Here is a 15,769-nt window from a genome sequence, read left to right on the forward strand (position 1 = left end):
GGTAAAAAGCAAAATACAATGGAAGAATTTAAAGATGAAATAAACTTAGGAGAAAATGTAGTAAAGGTTTTAAAAGGGATTTATGATCCGGAAATTCCTGTTGACATCTACGAACTTGGATTAATCTACGACGTAATGATTAACGAAGACAATGAAGTTAAGGTTTTAATGACTTTAACGTCGCCAAATTGTCCAGTTGCTGAAACATTGCCTAGAGAAGTAGAAGAAAAAATCCAAAAAATCGATACCGTTAAATCCTGTGAAGTAGAAATTACTTTCGATCCACCGTGGAGCAAAGATTTAATGAGTGAAGAAGCAAAATTAGAATTAGGAATGCTTTAAAATAGTTATCAGTTGGCAGTAAAGAGTTGGCAGTTTTGCCAGTGAAAACTAAAAAACAGAATACTGAACACCAAATCTATGGACGAAATCATCAATAAAGTAGCCAATTCATCGCTCGAAGTTTTCGATTTGGAAGATTATTATCCAAACGGAATTCGAACGCAAATTGACCTTTCGCAATGGCTTTATGAAGGTTTTCTATTGAAAGAAAAAGACTTTCGCGAAGCATTGAAAAATCATGATTGGTCGCAATATCAAAATCATTTAGTTGCTATTCATTGTTCCACTGATGCTATTTTGCCTGCTTGGGCAAGTATTTTAGTAACAACTCATGTTTCTTCATTTGCCCAAAAAGTGGTTTTAGGAACAATAAATGATTTGGAAACGTCATTATATCAAGAGATTTTATCTAAAATTGATTACACGCAATATCAAGACAAACCCATTATCTTGAAAGGTTGTTCCAAAAAACCTGTTCCCGAAAGTGCTTACATTATTGCTATTCAAGAACTTCAAAAAGTAGCTAAAAGTGTGATGTATGGCGAAGCTTGTTCGGCAGTTCCATTATTCAAAAAAGCTAAATAACTCTTTTTCAACATAAAATTTTAATTGATTTTATAAACCATTAAGAAGTTAAGGTAATTAAGCACAACAATACTTAATGAAACTTAATTTCTTAATGGTTTTAGTTTTTTACTTTTAATTTTTTGTAAAATGGAACTATTTATTTTAGTTTTTTAAAATCATTGATTTTAAAAAACTAAAATCGAAATCATGTTAAATAATTAGTTGCTAGAAAGTTAGATTTTAATAATATTTTGGTCAAGCCAAATGTATTGTTACCTTTGCACCCGAAAAATTAAAATCTAACAAAATGAAGAAAATTTTACTTTCAATAACATTTTTGTTTGCTACAACAGCAGTATTTGCTCAGGTAAACGAAAAAGAGTTATTGCAAAAAAATGAAGAAGCGGCAAAAAAATTACTAGAAGAAAAACCAAACGGTTGGACAAAAAAAGGAACATTTACTTTTTTGGCCAATCAAGCAACATTCAATAACTGGCTTGCTGGAGGACAAAGCAACGTTTCTGGAAACATTGGTTTGAACTATGATTTCAATTACAAAAGCGATAATTGGAATTGGGATAACAAAATCATTGCAGGTTATGGTTTGACAAAAATTAAAGACCAAGATTTACAAAAATCAGATGACAGATTGATTTTTAACTCATTGGCAGGAAGAAAAGCAAGTGGAGAATGGTTTTACTCTTTGTTTTTTAATTTTCAAACCCAATTTGATACAGGTGTTGATTTAGCCACAGGAGTTAAAACCTCGCATTTCTTTTCGCCAGCTTTTTTCCAATTTGGACCAGGTATGTTATGGAAAAAAAGCGACAATTTAAAAGTGAATATTGCTCCAGCAACGTCCAAATTAATCATTGTTCATCCTCATTTTACTGAACTTGGACCATCATTTGGTGTAGAACAAGGAGATTCGTCACGATTTGAATTTGGAGCCGCTATAAATGGGTATTACAAGTTTACATTAGTTGAAAACGTAACTGTTGAAAATATTTTGAACCTTTATTCTAACTATTTAGAAGATCCACAAAATGTTGATGTTGACTATACTTTAAACGTTGCCATGAAAATCAATAAAACGTTGTCTACCAATTTAGCTTTTCAATTACTATTTGACGATAATGCTGTTGGAGAAGGAGCAAATTATGCAAAAGTTCAAACTAGACAAGTTATTGGTTTAGGAGTGAATTATGGTTTTTAATCTGAAATCAATTTTATAAAAAAAGTCCCGAAATTTTTCGGGACTTTTTGTTTTTATCTAAACGCTTGTTCTAAATCAGCTAATAAATCATCAATATCTTCTACACCAACGCTTAAACGAACCAAATCATCGGTAATTCCAACTTCCAATCGTTTGTCTTCAGGAATGGAAGCATGTGTCATTAACGCTGGATGATTGGCTAAACTTTCCACACCGCCAAGTGATTCGGCTAAAGTGAACACTTTTACTTTTTCCAAAAATGAAATCGCATCTTCTTTTTTTCCTGATTTGAACGTAAAAGAAACCATTCCGCCAAAACCGCTCATTTGTTTTTTGGCAATTTCATGAAAAGGATGATCAGGCAATCCAGGATAATAAACCGTTGCAACATCAGGATGATTTGCTAAAAAGTTGGCTACTTTTTCTCCGTTTTCACAATGTCTTTGCACACGTAAATGCAAGGTTTTGATACCACGTAAAACCAAGAAACTATCCATTGGTCCAAGTGTTCCGCCAGTAGCAAATTGTTTGAAATGCAATTCATCGCCCAACGTTTTGTCTTTGATAACCAAAGCTCCAGCAATAACATCTGAATGTCCGCCAAGGTATTTCGTAGCCGAATGCATCACGATATCAGCACCTAAATCCAGAGGTTTTTGCAAATAAGGCGTTGCAAATGTATTATCAACCGCAAAAAGGATGTTGTGTTTTTTAGTGATTTTGGCAATCTCGGCAATATCTGCCAATTTCATTAATGGATTTGTTGGTGTTTCAACCCAAACCAATTTGGTGTTTTCGTTAATCAACGATTGAAATTTCTCCAAATCGTTCATATCTACGAAGTGAAATGTGATACCGCTATCTTTATATAAACGAGTGAAAAGACGATACGTTCCGCCATATAAATCGTCCATAGCGATGATTTCATCACCAGCTTTAAATAGTCGTAATAAACAATCAGTTGCAGCCAATCCTGAAGCAAAAGCTAATCCGCGAGCACCATTTTCTATCGAAGCTAAAGCATCTTCAAGAGCTTGACGTGTTGGGTTTGCGGCACGAGAATACTCGTAATCGCCAACAGGTTTTCCTGGTGAAACTTGCGCATAAGTTGAGGTTTGAAACACTGGCGGCATTACAGCTCCAGTTACTTCTTCATGGTGTTGATTTCCATGTATGACTTTGGTATTGAATTTCATTTTGATTACTTATTTTTTTAATGAGGATGGAACGCCAAGACGTTTCATTGATTTTATTTTTCACAAAAGTAAACAAAAGTTCCAATAGTTTTTCTTCTAACCCCGATTGTAACGGCATCCTTTTTTGCTCTTTTTTTGAGCAAAAAAGATAGAGTGGAAAGCGGGAAAAAGGTTAGTAAATATGCCCGAAAGTTTCGTTTCTTCCTTCGACTGTGCTCAGGATGACAGAAATTGCGTATTTTTGGAAAAATAAAAAAATGGAAAATAAAATCTACTATTTAGCATCGTGTGATACTTGTAGAAAAATTATAAAATCACTTCCAAATTCAGACAGATTAACGTTTCACGACATTCGTCAAAATCCAATAACTGAGCAAGAATTGGAAGAAATGTACCAACTATCTGGAAGTTACGAAGCGTTGTTTAGCAAAAAAGCACAGCTTTACAAATCGATGGATTTGAAAAATAAAAATCTAACCGAAGCTGATTTTAAAAAGTATCTTTTAGAACATTACACGTTTTTAAGCCGACCAGTTTTTATCATAGATGATAAAATTTATATTGGAAACGGACAAAAAAACATCATCGAAGTTATAAAAACGTTAACCTAATGTCTAAAAGAAATTGGGCATTACTTGCCGCAACTTTAGTTTCCATTATTTATGGAGTAACGTTTACAATCGCTAAAGATGTAATGCCAAAATACATTGAACCATTTGGATTTATTTTGATGCGAGTTGGTGGTTCAATGCTTTTGTTTTGGCTCATTACGCCATTTTTTTCCACCGAAAAAATCGAAAAACAAGATTTCCCCCGAATTATTGCTGCGGCGTTTTTTGGCGTAGCTTTAAACATGCTTACTTTTTTTAAAGGATTGAGTTATACTTCGCCAATTATGGGTGCGGTTTTAATGGTTACAACGCCAATGATTGTGCTCGTTCTTTCGGCAATATTGATGAAAGAACGAATGCAAAACCGAAAGATTTATGGCCTGATTTTAGGATTGATTGGAACTGTTTTTCTAATTCTTTATGGAAAATCCGTAATCAATGCTAGCAATGCAACTTTGGGAAATATTTTGGTTTTTATCAACGCGGTTTCCTATGGTTTTTACCTTATAATCGTAAAGAAGTTAATGGATAAATACAATGCTTTTACTTTTGTAAAATGGATTTATACTTTCGGGTTTTTGATGGTTTTGCCTTTCGGTTGGAGCGAGTTTCAAGCCGTTGATTTCACGAATATTCCAATGGATATTTTCTGGAAAATAGGTTTTGTTGTGGTTTTTTCAACGTTTTTGACCTATTTGCTCAATTTGGTTTCCATGCGCGAATTAAAACCAACAACCGTTGCGGTTTTCATTTATTTGCAACCACTTTTTGCCACTATTTTTGCCGTAAGTTTAGGAAAAGACGATGTTACTTGGGTAAAAATTATTTCGGCAGTTTTAATCTTTAATGGAGTTTATTTGGTAACGCAGAAAAAAAGCAGTCAGTAAACAGTAATTAGTTGGCAGAAAACACTGAATACTAATAACTGAACACTGAACACTTTTTCATATATTTGAAGTCAATAAAACACAAGAATGATACAATCAATGACCGGTTTTGGAAAGGCAACTTTACAATTACCAACCAAAAAAATAACAGTAGAAATCAAATCCTTAAATTCAAAAGGTTTGGATTTGAATACTAGAATGCCATCTGTTTTTAGAGAAATGGAATTGGGTTTACGCAATCAGCTTTCGCAAAAATTAGAGCGCGGAAAAGTTGATTTTTCATTGTATGTTGAGGTTACAGGCGAAGAAACATCGTCAAAAATCAATGTGCCAATTGTAAAAGGTTACATCAATCAAATGAAAGCAGTTATTCCAAATGCTGATGAAACCGAACTAATGAAAATGGCAGTTCGTATGCCAGATGCTTTAAAAACTGAACGCGACGAAATTGACGAAAACGAATGGAAACAAATTCAAACCGTGATTGATGAAGCGTTGCAAAATATCATTCAATTTCGAATTGATGAAGGTGTTTCGCTAGAAAAAGAATTTTTGCACAGAATTGCCAATATCATGACCTTGATGAACAATGCAGTAGCGTATGATGCTGAACGTGTTGAAACCGTTAAAACGAGATTGCGAACCGCTTTAGATGAATTAAAAGAAAACGTAGATGAAAATCGTTTTGAACAAGAATTGATATTTTATTTAGAAAAATACGATATTACAGAAGAGAAAGTTCGTCTTGAAAATCACTTAAATTATTTCATAGAAACCCTTGCAGGAACTGAAGCCAACGGAAGAAAACTAGGTTTCATCACTCAAGAAATGGGAAGAGAAATCAACACCATGGGTTCAAAATCCAACCATTCCGAAATGCAAAAACTAGTCGTAATGATGAAAGATGAATTGGAAAAGATTAAGGAACAGGTTTTGAATGTTTTGTAAAGAAAAGAGAGAATAGAATAAAGAAAATAGACTTTTAGCCATATATGAATAAGGGAAAACTACTCGTATTTTCAGCGCCATCAGGTTCGGGAAAAACAACCATAGTAAGGCATTTATTGCAACAAGACGATTTGAATTTAGAGTTTTCAATTTCGGCTGCAACTCGCGAACCACGTGGACAAGAAGTTGACGGAAAAGATTATTACTTTATGTCTATTGCTGATTTCAAAAAACACATCAAAGCCGAAGATTTTATCGAATGGGAAGAAGTATATCGCGATAATTTCTACGGAACACTAAAAAGCGAAGTCGAACGCATTTGGGCAAAAGGCAAAAACGTAATTTTCGACATTGATGTAGCTGGCGGATTGCGCATCAAATCCAAATTTCCTCAAGAAACATTAGCCGTTTTTGTAAAACCACCAAGCGTTGATGAACTAAAACGCCGTTTAAAAGAACGTTCCACCGAAAGCGATGATAAAATCAATATGCGAATTGCAAAAGCACACGTTGAATTAGCAACTGCGCCACAATTTGACAAAATCATCAAGAATTATGATTTGGATGTAGCAAAAGCTGAAGCGTATGAATTAGTAAAAGATTTTATTTCTAAATAAAAATTATTGCACAAAGTTTGCTCCAAGAAACACAAAGACTTTGTGAAACTTTGCGAAAAACTTCGTGAAACTCTGTGAAACAAAAAAATGAAAATCGGTCTATATTTCGGAACATTTAACCCAATTCACATTGGTCATTTGATTATCGCTAATCACATGGCGGAACATTCTGATTTGGAGCAAATTTGGATGGTTGTAACGCCACATAATCCGCACAAGCAGAAGAACACCTTGCTCGATGATTACCAACGTTTGCACATGGTTCAATTGGCAACCGAAGATTTCCCCAAAATCAAAGCTTCTGATATTGAGTTCAAATTACCACAACCTAATTTTACAGTAAATACGTTAGCCCATTTACTTGAAAAATATCCAAAGAATGAGTTTTCATTAATTATGGGCGAAGACAATTTGAATTCGCTCCACAAATGGAAAAACTACGAGTATATTTTAGAACATCACAATATTTATGTTTATCCTAGATTGAATTCGGGTGAAATAGATGAGCAATTTGTCAATCATAATAAAATCCATCGTGTTGGTGCGCCAGTCATCGAACTTTCATCAACTTTTATTCGCGAAAGCATCAAAAACAAAAAAAATATAATGCCGATGTTGCCTTATAAAGTTTGGGAATATGTTGATAATAATAATTTTTATAAGAAATAGAAATTATGTTTCAAGGAGAAATTTTCATTCCTGGTAAAAAGCCATTTCTGAATTTGACGTTATCTGAAAAGTTGAATTGGGGTTCGTGGTTGAGTATGTTGATTTATGGTTCTATTTTTTTTGCAGATGAAAAATGGAATTCAGGTCAAATAAAGAACTATATATATCATTATACATCAATTAATGAAATATTTGCTGGTATTTTTGTAGTTGCTTTCATTTCAAGTTTTTTTCTTCGCCTTAAAGAATTTGAAAACTTAAATGGAGAATTAAAAGGCAAATTAATCATTGACAGAAATGGAATTACTATCAATGATAATTTATACGAAGCTTCAAAAATTTTAAATTTTAAGATAAATATGATTGATTATTATGGACAAAAGACAAACTACTCAAAATCTGGTCCATATTATTTTTTAGGTGTAAAAAACAATTTAAGCTTTGATTTTGAAACAGAGAAAGTTGCTATTAATTTTCAAATAAATTCAGAAACACATCTTTATGAATTGAAATGGATTTTACTCAATATTATTTGTGAAGAAAAAATTCCTTTTCAAAGAAGTTATTTAAAGTTTTTTGATGATGAGTTTAGAGATACACCAACATTTAAAAAATTTACCGAAAAACTTTTGTTGGATAAAAGATTAGTTCTTTCAGATATCGAATAATAACTTAACATTCCTTTACCACTTGTTCCTTCAATCGTTTCGTAAATTTGTTCTCTAAAATTTTTACAATGAACAATTTCGAATTATACAATCCAGTCAATTATATTTTTGGCAAAGGACAAACAGAAAAACTAGCTACATTAGTTCCAAAAGGCGCAAAAGTTCTATTGGCTTATGGTGGCGGAAGTATCTTTAAAAATGGCGTTCACAATGCCGTAACATCAACTTTAAATGGTTATGATATCACTGAGTTTGGTGGCATCGAACCCAACCCAAGATTTGAAACCTTGATGAAAGCCGTTCAAATTATTCGCGAACAAAAAATCGACTTTATTTTAGCCGTTGGTGGTGGAAGCGTGATTGATGGCGTAAAATTTATTTCCGCAGCTGTCAATTTTGAAGGCGATGCAGCCGATATTCTTAAAAAGAGAATTTTATTTACCGATTTGTCTAAAGTGATTCCGTTTGGAACCGTTTTAACTTTGCCAGCAACAGGTTCCGAGATGAATTCTGGTGCTGTGGTAACGATAGAAGCAACCCAAGAAAAACTAACGCTTGGTGGAAGTGCTTTGTTTCCAAAATTCTCAATTGTAGATCCAACTGTAATTACTTCTTTACCAAAACGTCAGTTACAAAACGGTGTCGTCGATGCTTTCACTCACGTAATGGAACAATATTTAACGTTTCCTCACGATGCGCTTTTGCAAGACAGATTTGCCGAAAGCATTTTGAAAACACTAATCGAAGTTGGACCAAATGTCGTTGAAAATCCTAGTGATTATAAATTGGCTTCCAACTTTGTTTGGAGCGCAACGATGGCATTAAACGGATTGATTCAAAAAGGCGTTCCGTCCGATTGGGCAACGCACATGATTGGTCACGAATTAACCGCTTTATACGAAATTGACCATGCCAGAACGTTGGCAATTATCGGTCCAAATTTGTATAAAGTCATGTTCGAAACTAAAAAAGATAAACTAGCACAATACGGCGAAAGAGTTTGGAACATCACCGGAAATTCTATCGAAGAAAAAGCCGAAAAAGCCATTGTAAAAACTGTTGAATTTTTCCACACGATGGGAATGAAAACCAAAATCTCCGAAAACGCAGAAAACATCGAAAAAACAGCCGATTTTATCGTAAACCGTTTTGAAGAAAGAGGTTGGAAAGCCATGGGCGAAAAACAAAACATCACTTTAGAAAAAGTTCGTGAAATTGTTGAGATGAGTTACTAAGTTTTTACAATAAAAATAGTTGAAGCGTTTAGAAGTAATTCTGAGCGCTTTTTATTTAGAAGCTAATCCTGCTTTCCATTCCAAGATTGCTTGCAAAAATCTTTTTTTCTAAATCCTAGAAAGAGCTTCCGTTGGTCGCTTTTCTAAGACAAGAAAAAATAGATTTTCTCTGCGCAATGCTTTCCATTTTAATCAGGGCTAAACTAGTCAGTGAAGGTTTGCCAATGAATTAAAAAAAGAGTATTTTTGGTCATTCAAACGATATAGTAATGAATACAAAACCAAAGTTTGCCGTTATTGGCGGTGGAAGTTGGGCAACTGCGATTGCCAAAATGCTTTGTGTAAATCTCGATGAAATTGCTTGGTACATGCGAAACCAATCCGCAATCGAACATTTAAAAGCTTACAAACACAATCCAAACTATCTAAGTTCGGTTGAATTTGATACCAACAAACTAAAACTAACATCAGATATCAATGAAGCTGTAGCTTATGCTGATTATTTGATTTTCGCTATTCCTTCCGCGTTTTTAAGCGCTGAATTAGAAAAACTGACCGTTTCCCTTCAGGACAAAGTTATCTTCTCTGCTATCAAAGGTATCGTGCCTGAAACCTTTTTGATAGTTGGCGAACATTTCAATAAAAAATTCGACATTCCTTTTGAAAATATTGGAGTAATAACTGGTCCGTGTCATGCTGAAGAAGTCGCTTTGGAACGACTTTCCTATTTAACGATTGCTTGTGGCGATTCTAGTAAAGCAAAAGTTATGGCAAAATATTTAGCCGGAAACTACATCAAAACCAAAATTTCCGATGACATCATCGGAACCGAATATGCCGCGATGCTCAAAAATATTTATGCCATTGCTGCCGGAATAGCACATGGATTGGGTTATGGCGATAATTTCCAATCGGTAATTATGAGTAATGCCATTCGCGAAATGAAGAAATTCATTAGAAAAGTACACAAAATGAAACGAAATATCAATAATTCCGCATATCTAGGCGACTTATTGGTAACCGGTTATTCTGTTTTTTCCCGAAATAGAATGTTCGGAAACATGATTGGAAAAGGTTATACCGTTCAAGCTGCAATGATGGAAATGTCAATGGTTGCCGAAGGTTATTATGCCGTAAAAAGTGCCTACAAATTAAACCAAGAATATAAAGCTAAAACACCAATCATCGATGCCGTTTATGAAATTTTATATGAAGGTAAAGATGCCAAAAAAACGTTTAAGAAATTAACGGAGAAGTTGGATTAGATATTTCAAATAGAGAAAAGAAGTTAAATGAAAGATGGTTTAGTCTTTTCTCTTTCTTTTTTCTTTTTTTTATCTCACAATTACACCATTCACGAACAAAATTGGCACTTCTTCAGTAGCGTGTTCGTTAATCATGTTTTTTCTAAAGGTGAATTTTTTATCGTATAAAGTATTTCCAATAAAATAAGTTACCATAAATTCATTGTTTAAAGCCAAAACACTTTTTTCAACCATTTCTACTTTTACAACTGAAACTGATGGAACTTGCATAAAAGCATGACGTAAAAGCGATGTTTTTTTCATTTCGCCATCAATAGTGCCAAAAGCTTTTGAAACGACCATTACGCTGTCTAAATCAAAGTCAGAATCGTTGACTAAATAGATGTACCAAACTTTTTCCATAAAATCGTCGCTCCATTCTTGAACGGCAGCAAGGAAAACGTTTTCAACTTTTGGGATTATTATATCGGATTTCATGATTTTAGTAAAAAGGGATTAGAGATAAGGGATAAGAAATTAGCTTTTGACTTTTCCCTTATCCCTTTCGTCTTTTTTTATATACTCGATTTAAATTGTTCCAAGAAACGAACATCGTTTTCATAGAACATTCTGATGTCGCCAATTTGGTATAATAACATTGCAATACGTTCGATTCCCATTCCGAAAGCAAATCCGTTGTATTCGTCAGGATTGATACCGCAGTTTTTCAAAACATTTGGATCTACCATTCCGCAACCCATGATTTCCAACCAACCTGTTCCTTTAGTGATACGATAATCGGTTTCGGTTTTTAAACCCCAATAAATATCAACTTCGGCACTTGGTTCTGTAAATGGAAAATAACTTGGACGTAAACGAATTTTCGATTTTCCGAACATTTCTTTGGTGAAATATAAAAGCGTTTGCTTTAAATCGGCAAACGAAACGTCTTTGTCTATATACAAACCTTCAACCTGGTGAAAAATACAGTGAGAACGAGATGAAACCGCTTCATTACGAAAAACTCTTCCTGGAGAAATGGTACGAATTGGCGGTTTGTTGTTTTCCATGTAACGAACCTGAACCGATGAAGTGTGAGTTCTCAACAATACATCAGGATTGGTTTGGATGAAAAACGTGTCTTGCATATCGCGAGCTGGATGGTATTCTGGCAAGTTTAATGCAGTAAAATTATGCCAATCGTCTTCGATTTCTGGACCTTCGGAAACATTAAATCCGATGGTAGAGAAAATATCGATAATTTGATTTTTTACAATAGAAATTGGATGACGAGAACCGATAGTTATTGGTTCCGCTGGACGTGTTAAATCGCCATAGAAACCTTTTACTTCTTCTTTGCTTTCCAGTTCTTCCTGAATTGCTTTTACTTTTTCTTCGGCAACGGTTTTCAACGTATTGATAACTTGTCCAAAGTCTTTTTTCTGGTCGTTCGGGATATTTTTAAATTCGGTAAAAAGCTCTTTTAAAAGTCCTTTACTTCCTAAATATTTTATACGAAAGTTTTCTAAAGCTTCCTTGTTTTTGGTGTTGAACGCTTTCGCTTCTTCAATATGTTCTTTAATCTTATCTATCATCGGTCATTTTTGTAAAGGTGCAAATTTAGTTAAAAGTTACGAGTTGCGAGTTAGGAGTTGCGAGTTTTTTGAATATTCTAATCTGAAAACTGCGACTGCGACTGAGAGCTATTCAATCACTTCTTTCTCCAAAAAATAATTCACAATCGCATCTTTCATCAAAATGGATTGTTCGCCAGCTTTTAATGGTGGAAGTTCTTCTTTTATTTTATAATGTGGCCAACCGTCTTTATCAAAATAGTCGAATTCGTAGTAACCATAAGGTTCGAGCAAACGGCAAATGGCGATATGCATTAGGTTTACTTTTTCATCTTTTTTGAAAGCTTCTTTGAATTTGCCTAATTCTTGCACACCAATTAGGTATATGATTGCGTCTAAATCCAACACTTCGCCATCAGCAAACTGATTGGAAAGGATTTCAACGACTTTGTTCCAGCGGTTTTTTAATTGTTCGTCTCTTGACATTTTAAAATAGAAAAAAGAAAATAGAAAAAAGAAAATAAACTTTATGTCTAAACTTCAAACTCTACATTCTAAGTTAGGATTGCAAAGATAGATATACTGAACACTAAATACTGAACACTGACGACTAATTCTTAATTTCCTTAATCGCGGAACTTTCAATCCAACCGGTTGTTTCGTCGGTGAGTTCGATTTTTTTCCAGTTGGCAATGCTTTCAAGAATATAGACTTTTGTTCCTTCGTGAAGGATAAAAGAATCTGGACTTGCCGTTTTTGGTTCGCTTTTTACTGGTGCAGTTTCGGCAAAAACGATGGCTGGTTTTTCATTTTCCAAACGGTTTCTTTCAAATATTCCAGCGGAAACACTCAATGTAATTCCTAATAAAATAACAAACATTCCTGTGAAAAAAATGCGTTTTTTTAATGTTGTTCCGGAAAAATAATAGCCTAAAAAGAACAAAAAGAAAACCAATGCCAAAGCTACTGCAATCCAAGCCCAAGTATCATAATAATAGGTTGAGGTAAAATCCTGAATGAGTTTGTGAAAACCAACTTTTGGAATGATTTTTATATCATCGATTGCCATTTTTCGGGCAAAATCAAGATTGGTTTTTATTTCGTCATCGTTTGGATTAAGTAACAATGCTTTTTCTAAATTATAAACTGCTGGACCAACTTTATGTAATTTGTAATAACAATTTCCAAGATTGAAATACACTTCAGCCGATTCTTTTCCCGAAGCGATGATGCTTTCATAATTTTGAATGGCTAAATCATACTTTCCTTTGGAATAATATTGATTTCCAAGTTCAAAAGGACTTTGTGCCCAAGATAATTGAGCAAACAAAAACAATAAGTAGAATATGTTTTTCATGTTAGACAATCTGTTTTGCTAAATCTGAAATAATACTAACGGCTTTGTCATAATCTTGTTGAATACTGGCTTCGGTTGATGGCGCATAACGAGCAAAATCGCAGTTTTCAGTAAGTTTGATAAATTCAGAAACGGTTTCCGGATTTCCTTTTCGTGAAAGCAAAATTTCAGTGATTTTTTCTTTAGTCATTTCCGAAGTTTCAATACTTAGCTTTGCTTTCAAAAAGTTATGCATCGCTTTTTCCAAAGCAACATAAAATGCTTCTTTATTAGCTAATTGTTTGTTGGCTTCGGATAAATATTTTTTTGCCAAAGCATTCGATTTTCTGATTTTGTTACCAATAACATCATTGTCTAAGGCTTCTTTTTTCTTTTTAGCAACAACTACAAATGGAATTGCCAAAAACGGTAAAATTAACAACGAATAAAACAATCCCGAACCTAAGAAATCATCTTTTTCGGTTGATTTTAAAGTTGTTTTTTGTTTGATATAAGCAAATGATTTTGCGGTTTCAATTTTGTTTTTGGCAACTTCACTTTGAGCTACATTAGGCGAAGCGGCAATTCCTGGACCATCGAGCACATTGATAACTATTTCGCCAGAATTGATGGTTTTGTATCGTTTTGAACTCAAATCAAAGTAGCTAAATGTCAACGGTTTTATTTGATAATTTCCTTTGAACTGCGGAATAATAGTGTATTTATCAGTGATGCTTCCAGTCATTCCAGTTAGTGGTGTTGATACATTTTCGGTATGTTCTGGTTCATACATTTCTAAAGCAGCAGGAACAACTGGCTTTGGTAAATTGAATAGTTTTAAGTTTCCTTTTCCAACAACTTTTACAGTCAAATCAAATGATTCTCCATTTTTTAAAGTGGTTTTTGACGGAGTAACTTTGAAATCAAAAGTTCCAACAGCACCATTAAAATCGATTGGTTTTCCAGCTTCGGGCAATGGTTTCACGTTGATTACTTTACTTCCAGCAGAAACTCTTTTATTGTCTTCGGCTAAAATAGGTTGTCCCCAAAAATTTCTCCTGTTCGTTGGAACTTGACAATCAATGTCTAACGAAAGTGGTTCGATTTCTAGTTTTCCAGATTTTTGCGGATATAAAACCGTTTTTCTTAAAACAACATAACGATAACGTTCACCTTTAAACATGCCTTCTTCGGCAACAAGTTGTTTGATATCAATATTTTGGCTCCAAAAATCGTTGTATTTTGGTTTGCTTAATTCGCGCCAGTTTGAAATACCGATGTTATAACTGAAATATAGTTTGTAAACTACGGTAATTGGTTCGTTTACATAGGGATTTGAATTAGAAATATCAGCTACCAGATAGAGATTGTCATCTGCAGAAACAGCTGGCATTTCGTTCGGATTTTTTGGTAATTCAACCGCATTGGTAACGTTGATTTTTACAGGTAACGTTTTGTATATCTGATTGTTAATTTCTATTGTGGCCTGACGAATTGTTAGCGAACCTTTTTGGGTTGGCATCAAAATATAAGTGTATGATTTATTGAAAGAGCTTTTTCCGTTTATCCACGATTGACTTATGGATTGACTTGGTCCGCCAACAACTCTAAATCCAGAAGCTTCAAAATTTGGCGGCGAAAAATTATCACCATCAGCATTCATGGTGAAATCAATGCGTAATTTTTCGTTTAATCCCAAAGAGTTTTTGCTCACTTTTGCTTCAAACTGAACTTGAGCAAAGAGAGTGTTGGTTATAAATAGAATAAGGATTATAAAATACTTTTTCATTTTTTTAATTCGTAATTTTTAATTCGTAATTAGATAAATTACCAATCTTTTTCGGGTTTATTCGGGTTTGCTTTTACTTTTTGTTTGTTGACTTTATCTTGAACTTTTTTCTCTTCATTTTGCACAGCATCCAACAAGTTTTGTAATCGTTCTTTTGAAATTCCGCCTGGTTGAGGTTGTGGTTTTCCTTGATTATTATCTTTATTATCCTTGTTGTCTTTATCGTTTTTGCCGTCTTTTTTGTCGTCTTGCTTGTCCTTATTATCTTTTTTGTCTTTATCGTCCTTCTTGTCGTCGTTTTTTTCTTTTTGGTCGTCTTTTTTCTTTTGGTCTTTGTCTTTGTTTTTATCGTCGTCTTTTTTTGGCGGATTATTTTTTAAATATTCTTTTGCCAAAGCATAGTTATAACGTGTTTCTTCATCATTAGGATTATTACGCAACGCATTTTTATAGGCTTCAACAGCACCGCCATATTCTTTTTCGGTGAACAAACAATTTCCCATGTTGTGAAAAGCACGGTGTTTTTCAGTTTTGGTTTTTGCTGATTGGATTGCTTTGGCGTAATGATATTTTGACTCAGCGATTTGCTTTTGACGGTAAATAGAATTTCCTAGATTATAAGAACCAACAGCTTTTTTTGAAAATTTTGCTTGTGAAATTCTATAATCAGCTTCAGCGTCGGCATATCTTTTTTCAGCAAAGGCTTCGTTTCCTTTTGGCAACGATTTATCTTTTTCTTTTTCTTGGGCTGTTGCCAAAAAAGAAAATAAGAATAAAAGATATGTTATTGTTTTTATCATTTTTATATATATAATTTGAAGATATTTCATTTTTCTCGCTAAAACACAAAGGCGCAAACTTTTTACTCTT

Annotated in this window: 18 protein-coding genes; 11 read left to right on the forward strand and 7 right to left on the reverse strand. The window is 33.8% G+C overall.

Translation table 11 applies throughout. From position 1 onward, the window contains the following. The first annotated feature begins 18 nt into the window (after positions 1 to 18). From BC748_RS05155 to BC748_RS05165, 3 genes are all read left to right on the forward strand, one after another. On the forward strand, positions 19 to 342 hold the full coding sequence (locus tag BC748_RS05155; RefSeq protein WP_133532400.1) for an SUF system Fe-S cluster assembly protein: 324 nt from the start codon (positions 19 to 21) through the stop codon (positions 340 to 342). Between the two features lie 78 nt (positions 343 to 420). Then, on the forward strand, positions 421 to 927 hold the full coding sequence (locus BC748_RS05160; protein WP_133532401.1) for a DUF2480 family protein: 507 nt from the start codon (positions 421 to 423) through the stop codon (positions 925 to 927). A 289-nt stretch (positions 928 to 1,216) separates the two neighbouring features. Beyond that, on the forward strand, positions 1,217 to 2,125 hold the full coding sequence (locus BC748_RS05165; protein WP_133532402.1) for a DUF3078 domain-containing protein: 909 nt from the start codon (positions 1,217 to 1,219) through the stop codon (positions 2,123 to 2,125). Positions 2,126 to 2,178: 53 nt separating this feature from the next. Here BC748_RS05165 and BC748_RS05170 read toward each other — a convergent pair whose 3' ends face one another. Next, positions 2,179 to 3,321, reverse strand: a complete 1,143-nt coding sequence (locus BC748_RS05170; RefSeq protein ID WP_133532403.1) for a cystathionine gamma-synthase — start codon at positions 3,319 to 3,321, stop codon at positions 2,179 to 2,181. A gap of 257 nt (positions 3,322 to 3,578) precedes the next feature. On the opposite strand from BC748_RS05170, the gene BC748_RS05175 reads away from it, so the two are divergent. The 8 genes from BC748_RS05175 to BC748_RS05210 all read left to right on the forward strand — a co-directional run bounded on the left by BC748_RS05175 (position 3,579) and on the right by BC748_RS05210 (position 10,221). Continuing rightward, entirely contained in the window at positions 3,579 to 3,932 is a 354-nt protein-coding gene (locus BC748_RS05175; RefSeq protein WP_133532404.1) for an arsenate reductase family protein, read from the forward strand. Beyond that, on the forward strand, positions 3,932 to 4,819 hold the full coding sequence (locus BC748_RS05180) for a DMT family transporter (RefSeq protein ID WP_133532405.1): 888 nt from the start codon (positions 3,932 to 3,934) through the stop codon (positions 4,817 to 4,819). Before BC748_RS05175 ends, BC748_RS05180 begins: the two co-directional genes overlap by 1 nt. Before the next feature lie 87 nt (positions 4,820 to 4,906). Further along, positions 4,907 to 5,767, forward strand: coding sequence for a YicC/YloC family endoribonuclease (locus BC748_RS05185; protein ID WP_133532406.1), 861 nt, complete (start codon positions 4,907 to 4,909; stop codon positions 5,765 to 5,767). Between the two features lie 44 nt (positions 5,768 to 5,811). Then, positions 5,812 to 6,384 (forward strand): guanylate kinase, encoded by a 573-nt coding sequence (gene gmk / locus BC748_RS05190; RefSeq protein WP_133532407.1) that lies wholly within the window; start codon positions 5,812 to 5,814, stop codon positions 6,382 to 6,384. 87 nt (positions 6,385 to 6,471) lie between these two features. Then, positions 6,472 to 7,053, forward strand: coding sequence for a nicotinate (nicotinamide) nucleotide adenylyltransferase (gene nadD, locus BC748_RS05195; RefSeq protein WP_133532408.1), 582 nt, complete (start codon positions 6,472 to 6,474; stop codon positions 7,051 to 7,053). Positions 7,054 to 7,058: 5 nt separating this feature from the next. After that, positions 7,059 to 7,721 carry a hypothetical protein gene (locus BC748_RS05200; RefSeq protein ID WP_133532409.1) on the forward strand — a complete coding sequence of 221 codons (663 nt, stop codon included), beginning with the start codon at positions 7,059 to 7,061 and terminating at the stop codon, positions 7,719 to 7,721. 68 nt (positions 7,722 to 7,789) lie between these two features. After that, positions 7,790 to 8,956, forward strand: coding sequence for an iron-containing alcohol dehydrogenase (locus BC748_RS05205; protein WP_133532410.1), 1,167 nt, complete (start codon positions 7,790 to 7,792; stop codon positions 8,954 to 8,956). 269 nt (positions 8,957 to 9,225) lie between these two features. Continuing rightward, positions 9,226 to 10,221, forward strand: coding sequence for an NAD(P)H-dependent glycerol-3-phosphate dehydrogenase (locus BC748_RS05210; protein WP_133532411.1), 996 nt, complete (start codon positions 9,226 to 9,228; stop codon positions 10,219 to 10,221). Positions 10,222 to 10,290: 69 nt separating this feature from the next. On the opposite strand, the gene BC748_RS05215 is transcribed toward BC748_RS05210, so the two are convergent. The 6 genes from BC748_RS05215 to BC748_RS05240 form a co-directional block, all read right to left on the reverse strand. Then, positions 10,291 to 10,698: a hypothetical protein gene (locus tag BC748_RS05215; protein WP_133532412.1), complete on the reverse strand. Its 408-nt coding sequence runs from the start codon at positions 10,696 to 10,698 to the stop codon at positions 10,291 to 10,293. A gap of 77 nt (positions 10,699 to 10,775) precedes the next feature. Next, positions 10,776 to 11,795, reverse strand: coding sequence for a phenylalanine--tRNA ligase subunit alpha (locus BC748_RS05220; protein ID WP_133532413.1), 1,020 nt, complete (start codon positions 11,793 to 11,795; stop codon positions 10,776 to 10,778). Positions 11,796 to 11,903: 108 nt separating this feature from the next. Next, a complete protein-coding gene (locus BC748_RS05225) occupies positions 11,904 to 12,260 on the reverse strand; it encodes a hypothetical protein (RefSeq protein WP_133532414.1) in 357 nt (118 codons plus the stop codon). Between the two features lie 124 nt (positions 12,261 to 12,384). After that, the gene (locus BC748_RS05230; protein WP_133532415.1) at positions 12,385 to 13,131 is read right to left on the reverse strand and encodes a tetratricopeptide repeat protein; all 747 of its coding nucleotides are present in this window, start codon (positions 13,129 to 13,131) and stop codon (positions 12,385 to 12,387) included. Between the two features lies 1 nt (position 13,132). Next, complete coding sequence (locus tag BC748_RS05235) at positions 13,133 to 14,899, reverse strand: BatD family protein (RefSeq protein WP_133532416.1); 1,767 nt, start codon at positions 14,897 to 14,899, stop codon at positions 13,133 to 13,135. 38 nt (positions 14,900 to 14,937) lie between these two features. Further along, positions 14,938 to 15,699, reverse strand: coding sequence for a tetratricopeptide repeat protein (locus tag BC748_RS05240; RefSeq protein WP_133532417.1), 762 nt, complete (start codon positions 15,697 to 15,699; stop codon positions 14,938 to 14,940). Positions 15,700 to 15,769 lie beyond the last annotated feature (70 nt).

Source organism: Flavobacterium dankookense (genome assembly GCF_004362665.1).
GTDB lineage: Bacteria > Bacteroidota > Bacteroidia > Flavobacteriales > Flavobacteriaceae > Flavobacterium > Flavobacterium dankookense.

What these genes read in the sequence shown, in the direction of transcription:
- BC748_RS05160 (WP_133532401.1), top strand. Translation starts at nt 421, where the DNA reads ATGGACGAAATCATCAATAAAGTAGCCAATTCATCGCTCGAAGTTTTC.
- BC748_RS05175 (WP_133532404.1), top strand. Translation starts at nt 3,579, where the DNA reads ATGGAAAATAAAATCTACTATTTAGCATCGTGTGATACTTGTAGAAAA.
- nadD (WP_133532408.1), top strand. Translation starts at nt 6,472, where the DNA reads ATGAAAATCGGTCTATATTTCGGAACATTTAACCCAATTCACATTGGT.
- BC748_RS05185 (WP_133532406.1), top strand. Translation starts at nt 4,907, where the DNA reads ATGATACAATCAATGACCGGTTTTGGAAAGGCAACTTTACAATTACCA.
- BC748_RS05210 (WP_133532411.1), top strand. Translation starts at nt 9,226, where the DNA reads ATGAATACAAAACCAAAGTTTGCCGTTATTGGCGGTGGAAGTTGGGCA.
- BC748_RS05235 (WP_133532416.1), bottom strand. Translation starts at nt 14,899, where the DNA reads ATGAAAAAGTATTTTATAATCCTTATTCTATTTATAACCAACACTCTC.
- BC748_RS05155 (WP_133532400.1), top strand. Translation starts at nt 19, where the DNA reads ATGGAAGAATTTAAAGATGAAATAAACTTAGGAGAAAATGTAGTAAAG.
- BC748_RS05225 (WP_133532414.1), bottom strand. Translation starts at nt 12,260, where the DNA reads ATGTCAAGAGACGAACAATTAAAAAACCGCTGGAACAAAGTCGTTGAA.
- BC748_RS05215 (WP_133532412.1), bottom strand. Translation starts at nt 10,698, where the DNA reads ATGAAATCCGATATAATAATCCCAAAAGTTGAAAACGTTTTCCTTGCT.
- BC748_RS05180 (WP_133532405.1), top strand. Translation starts at nt 3,932, where the DNA reads ATGTCTAAAAGAAATTGGGCATTACTTGCCGCAACTTTAGTTTCCATT.
- gmk (WP_133532407.1), top strand. Translation starts at nt 5,812, where the DNA reads ATGAATAAGGGAAAACTACTCGTATTTTCAGCGCCATCAGGTTCGGGA.
- BC748_RS05220 (WP_133532413.1), bottom strand. Translation starts at nt 11,795, where the DNA reads ATGATAGATAAGATTAAAGAACATATTGAAGAAGCGAAAGCGTTCAAC.
- BC748_RS05240 (WP_133532417.1), bottom strand. Translation starts at nt 15,699, where the DNA reads ATGATAAAAACAATAACATATCTTTTATTCTTATTTTCTTTTTTGGCA.
- BC748_RS05230 (WP_133532415.1), bottom strand. Translation starts at nt 13,131, where the DNA reads ATGAAAAACATATTCTACTTATTGTTTTTGTTTGCTCAATTATCTTGG.
- BC748_RS05205 (WP_133532410.1), top strand. Translation starts at nt 7,790, where the DNA reads ATGAACAATTTCGAATTATACAATCCAGTCAATTATATTTTTGGCAAA.
- BC748_RS05170 (WP_133532403.1), bottom strand. Translation starts at nt 3,321, where the DNA reads ATGAAATTCAATACCAAAGTCATACATGGAAATCAACACCATGAAGAA.
- BC748_RS05200 (WP_133532409.1), top strand. Translation starts at nt 7,059, where the DNA reads ATGTTTCAAGGAGAAATTTTCATTCCTGGTAAAAAGCCATTTCTGAAT.
- BC748_RS05165 (WP_133532402.1), top strand. Translation starts at nt 1,217, where the DNA reads ATGAAGAAAATTTTACTTTCAATAACATTTTTGTTTGCTACAACAGCA.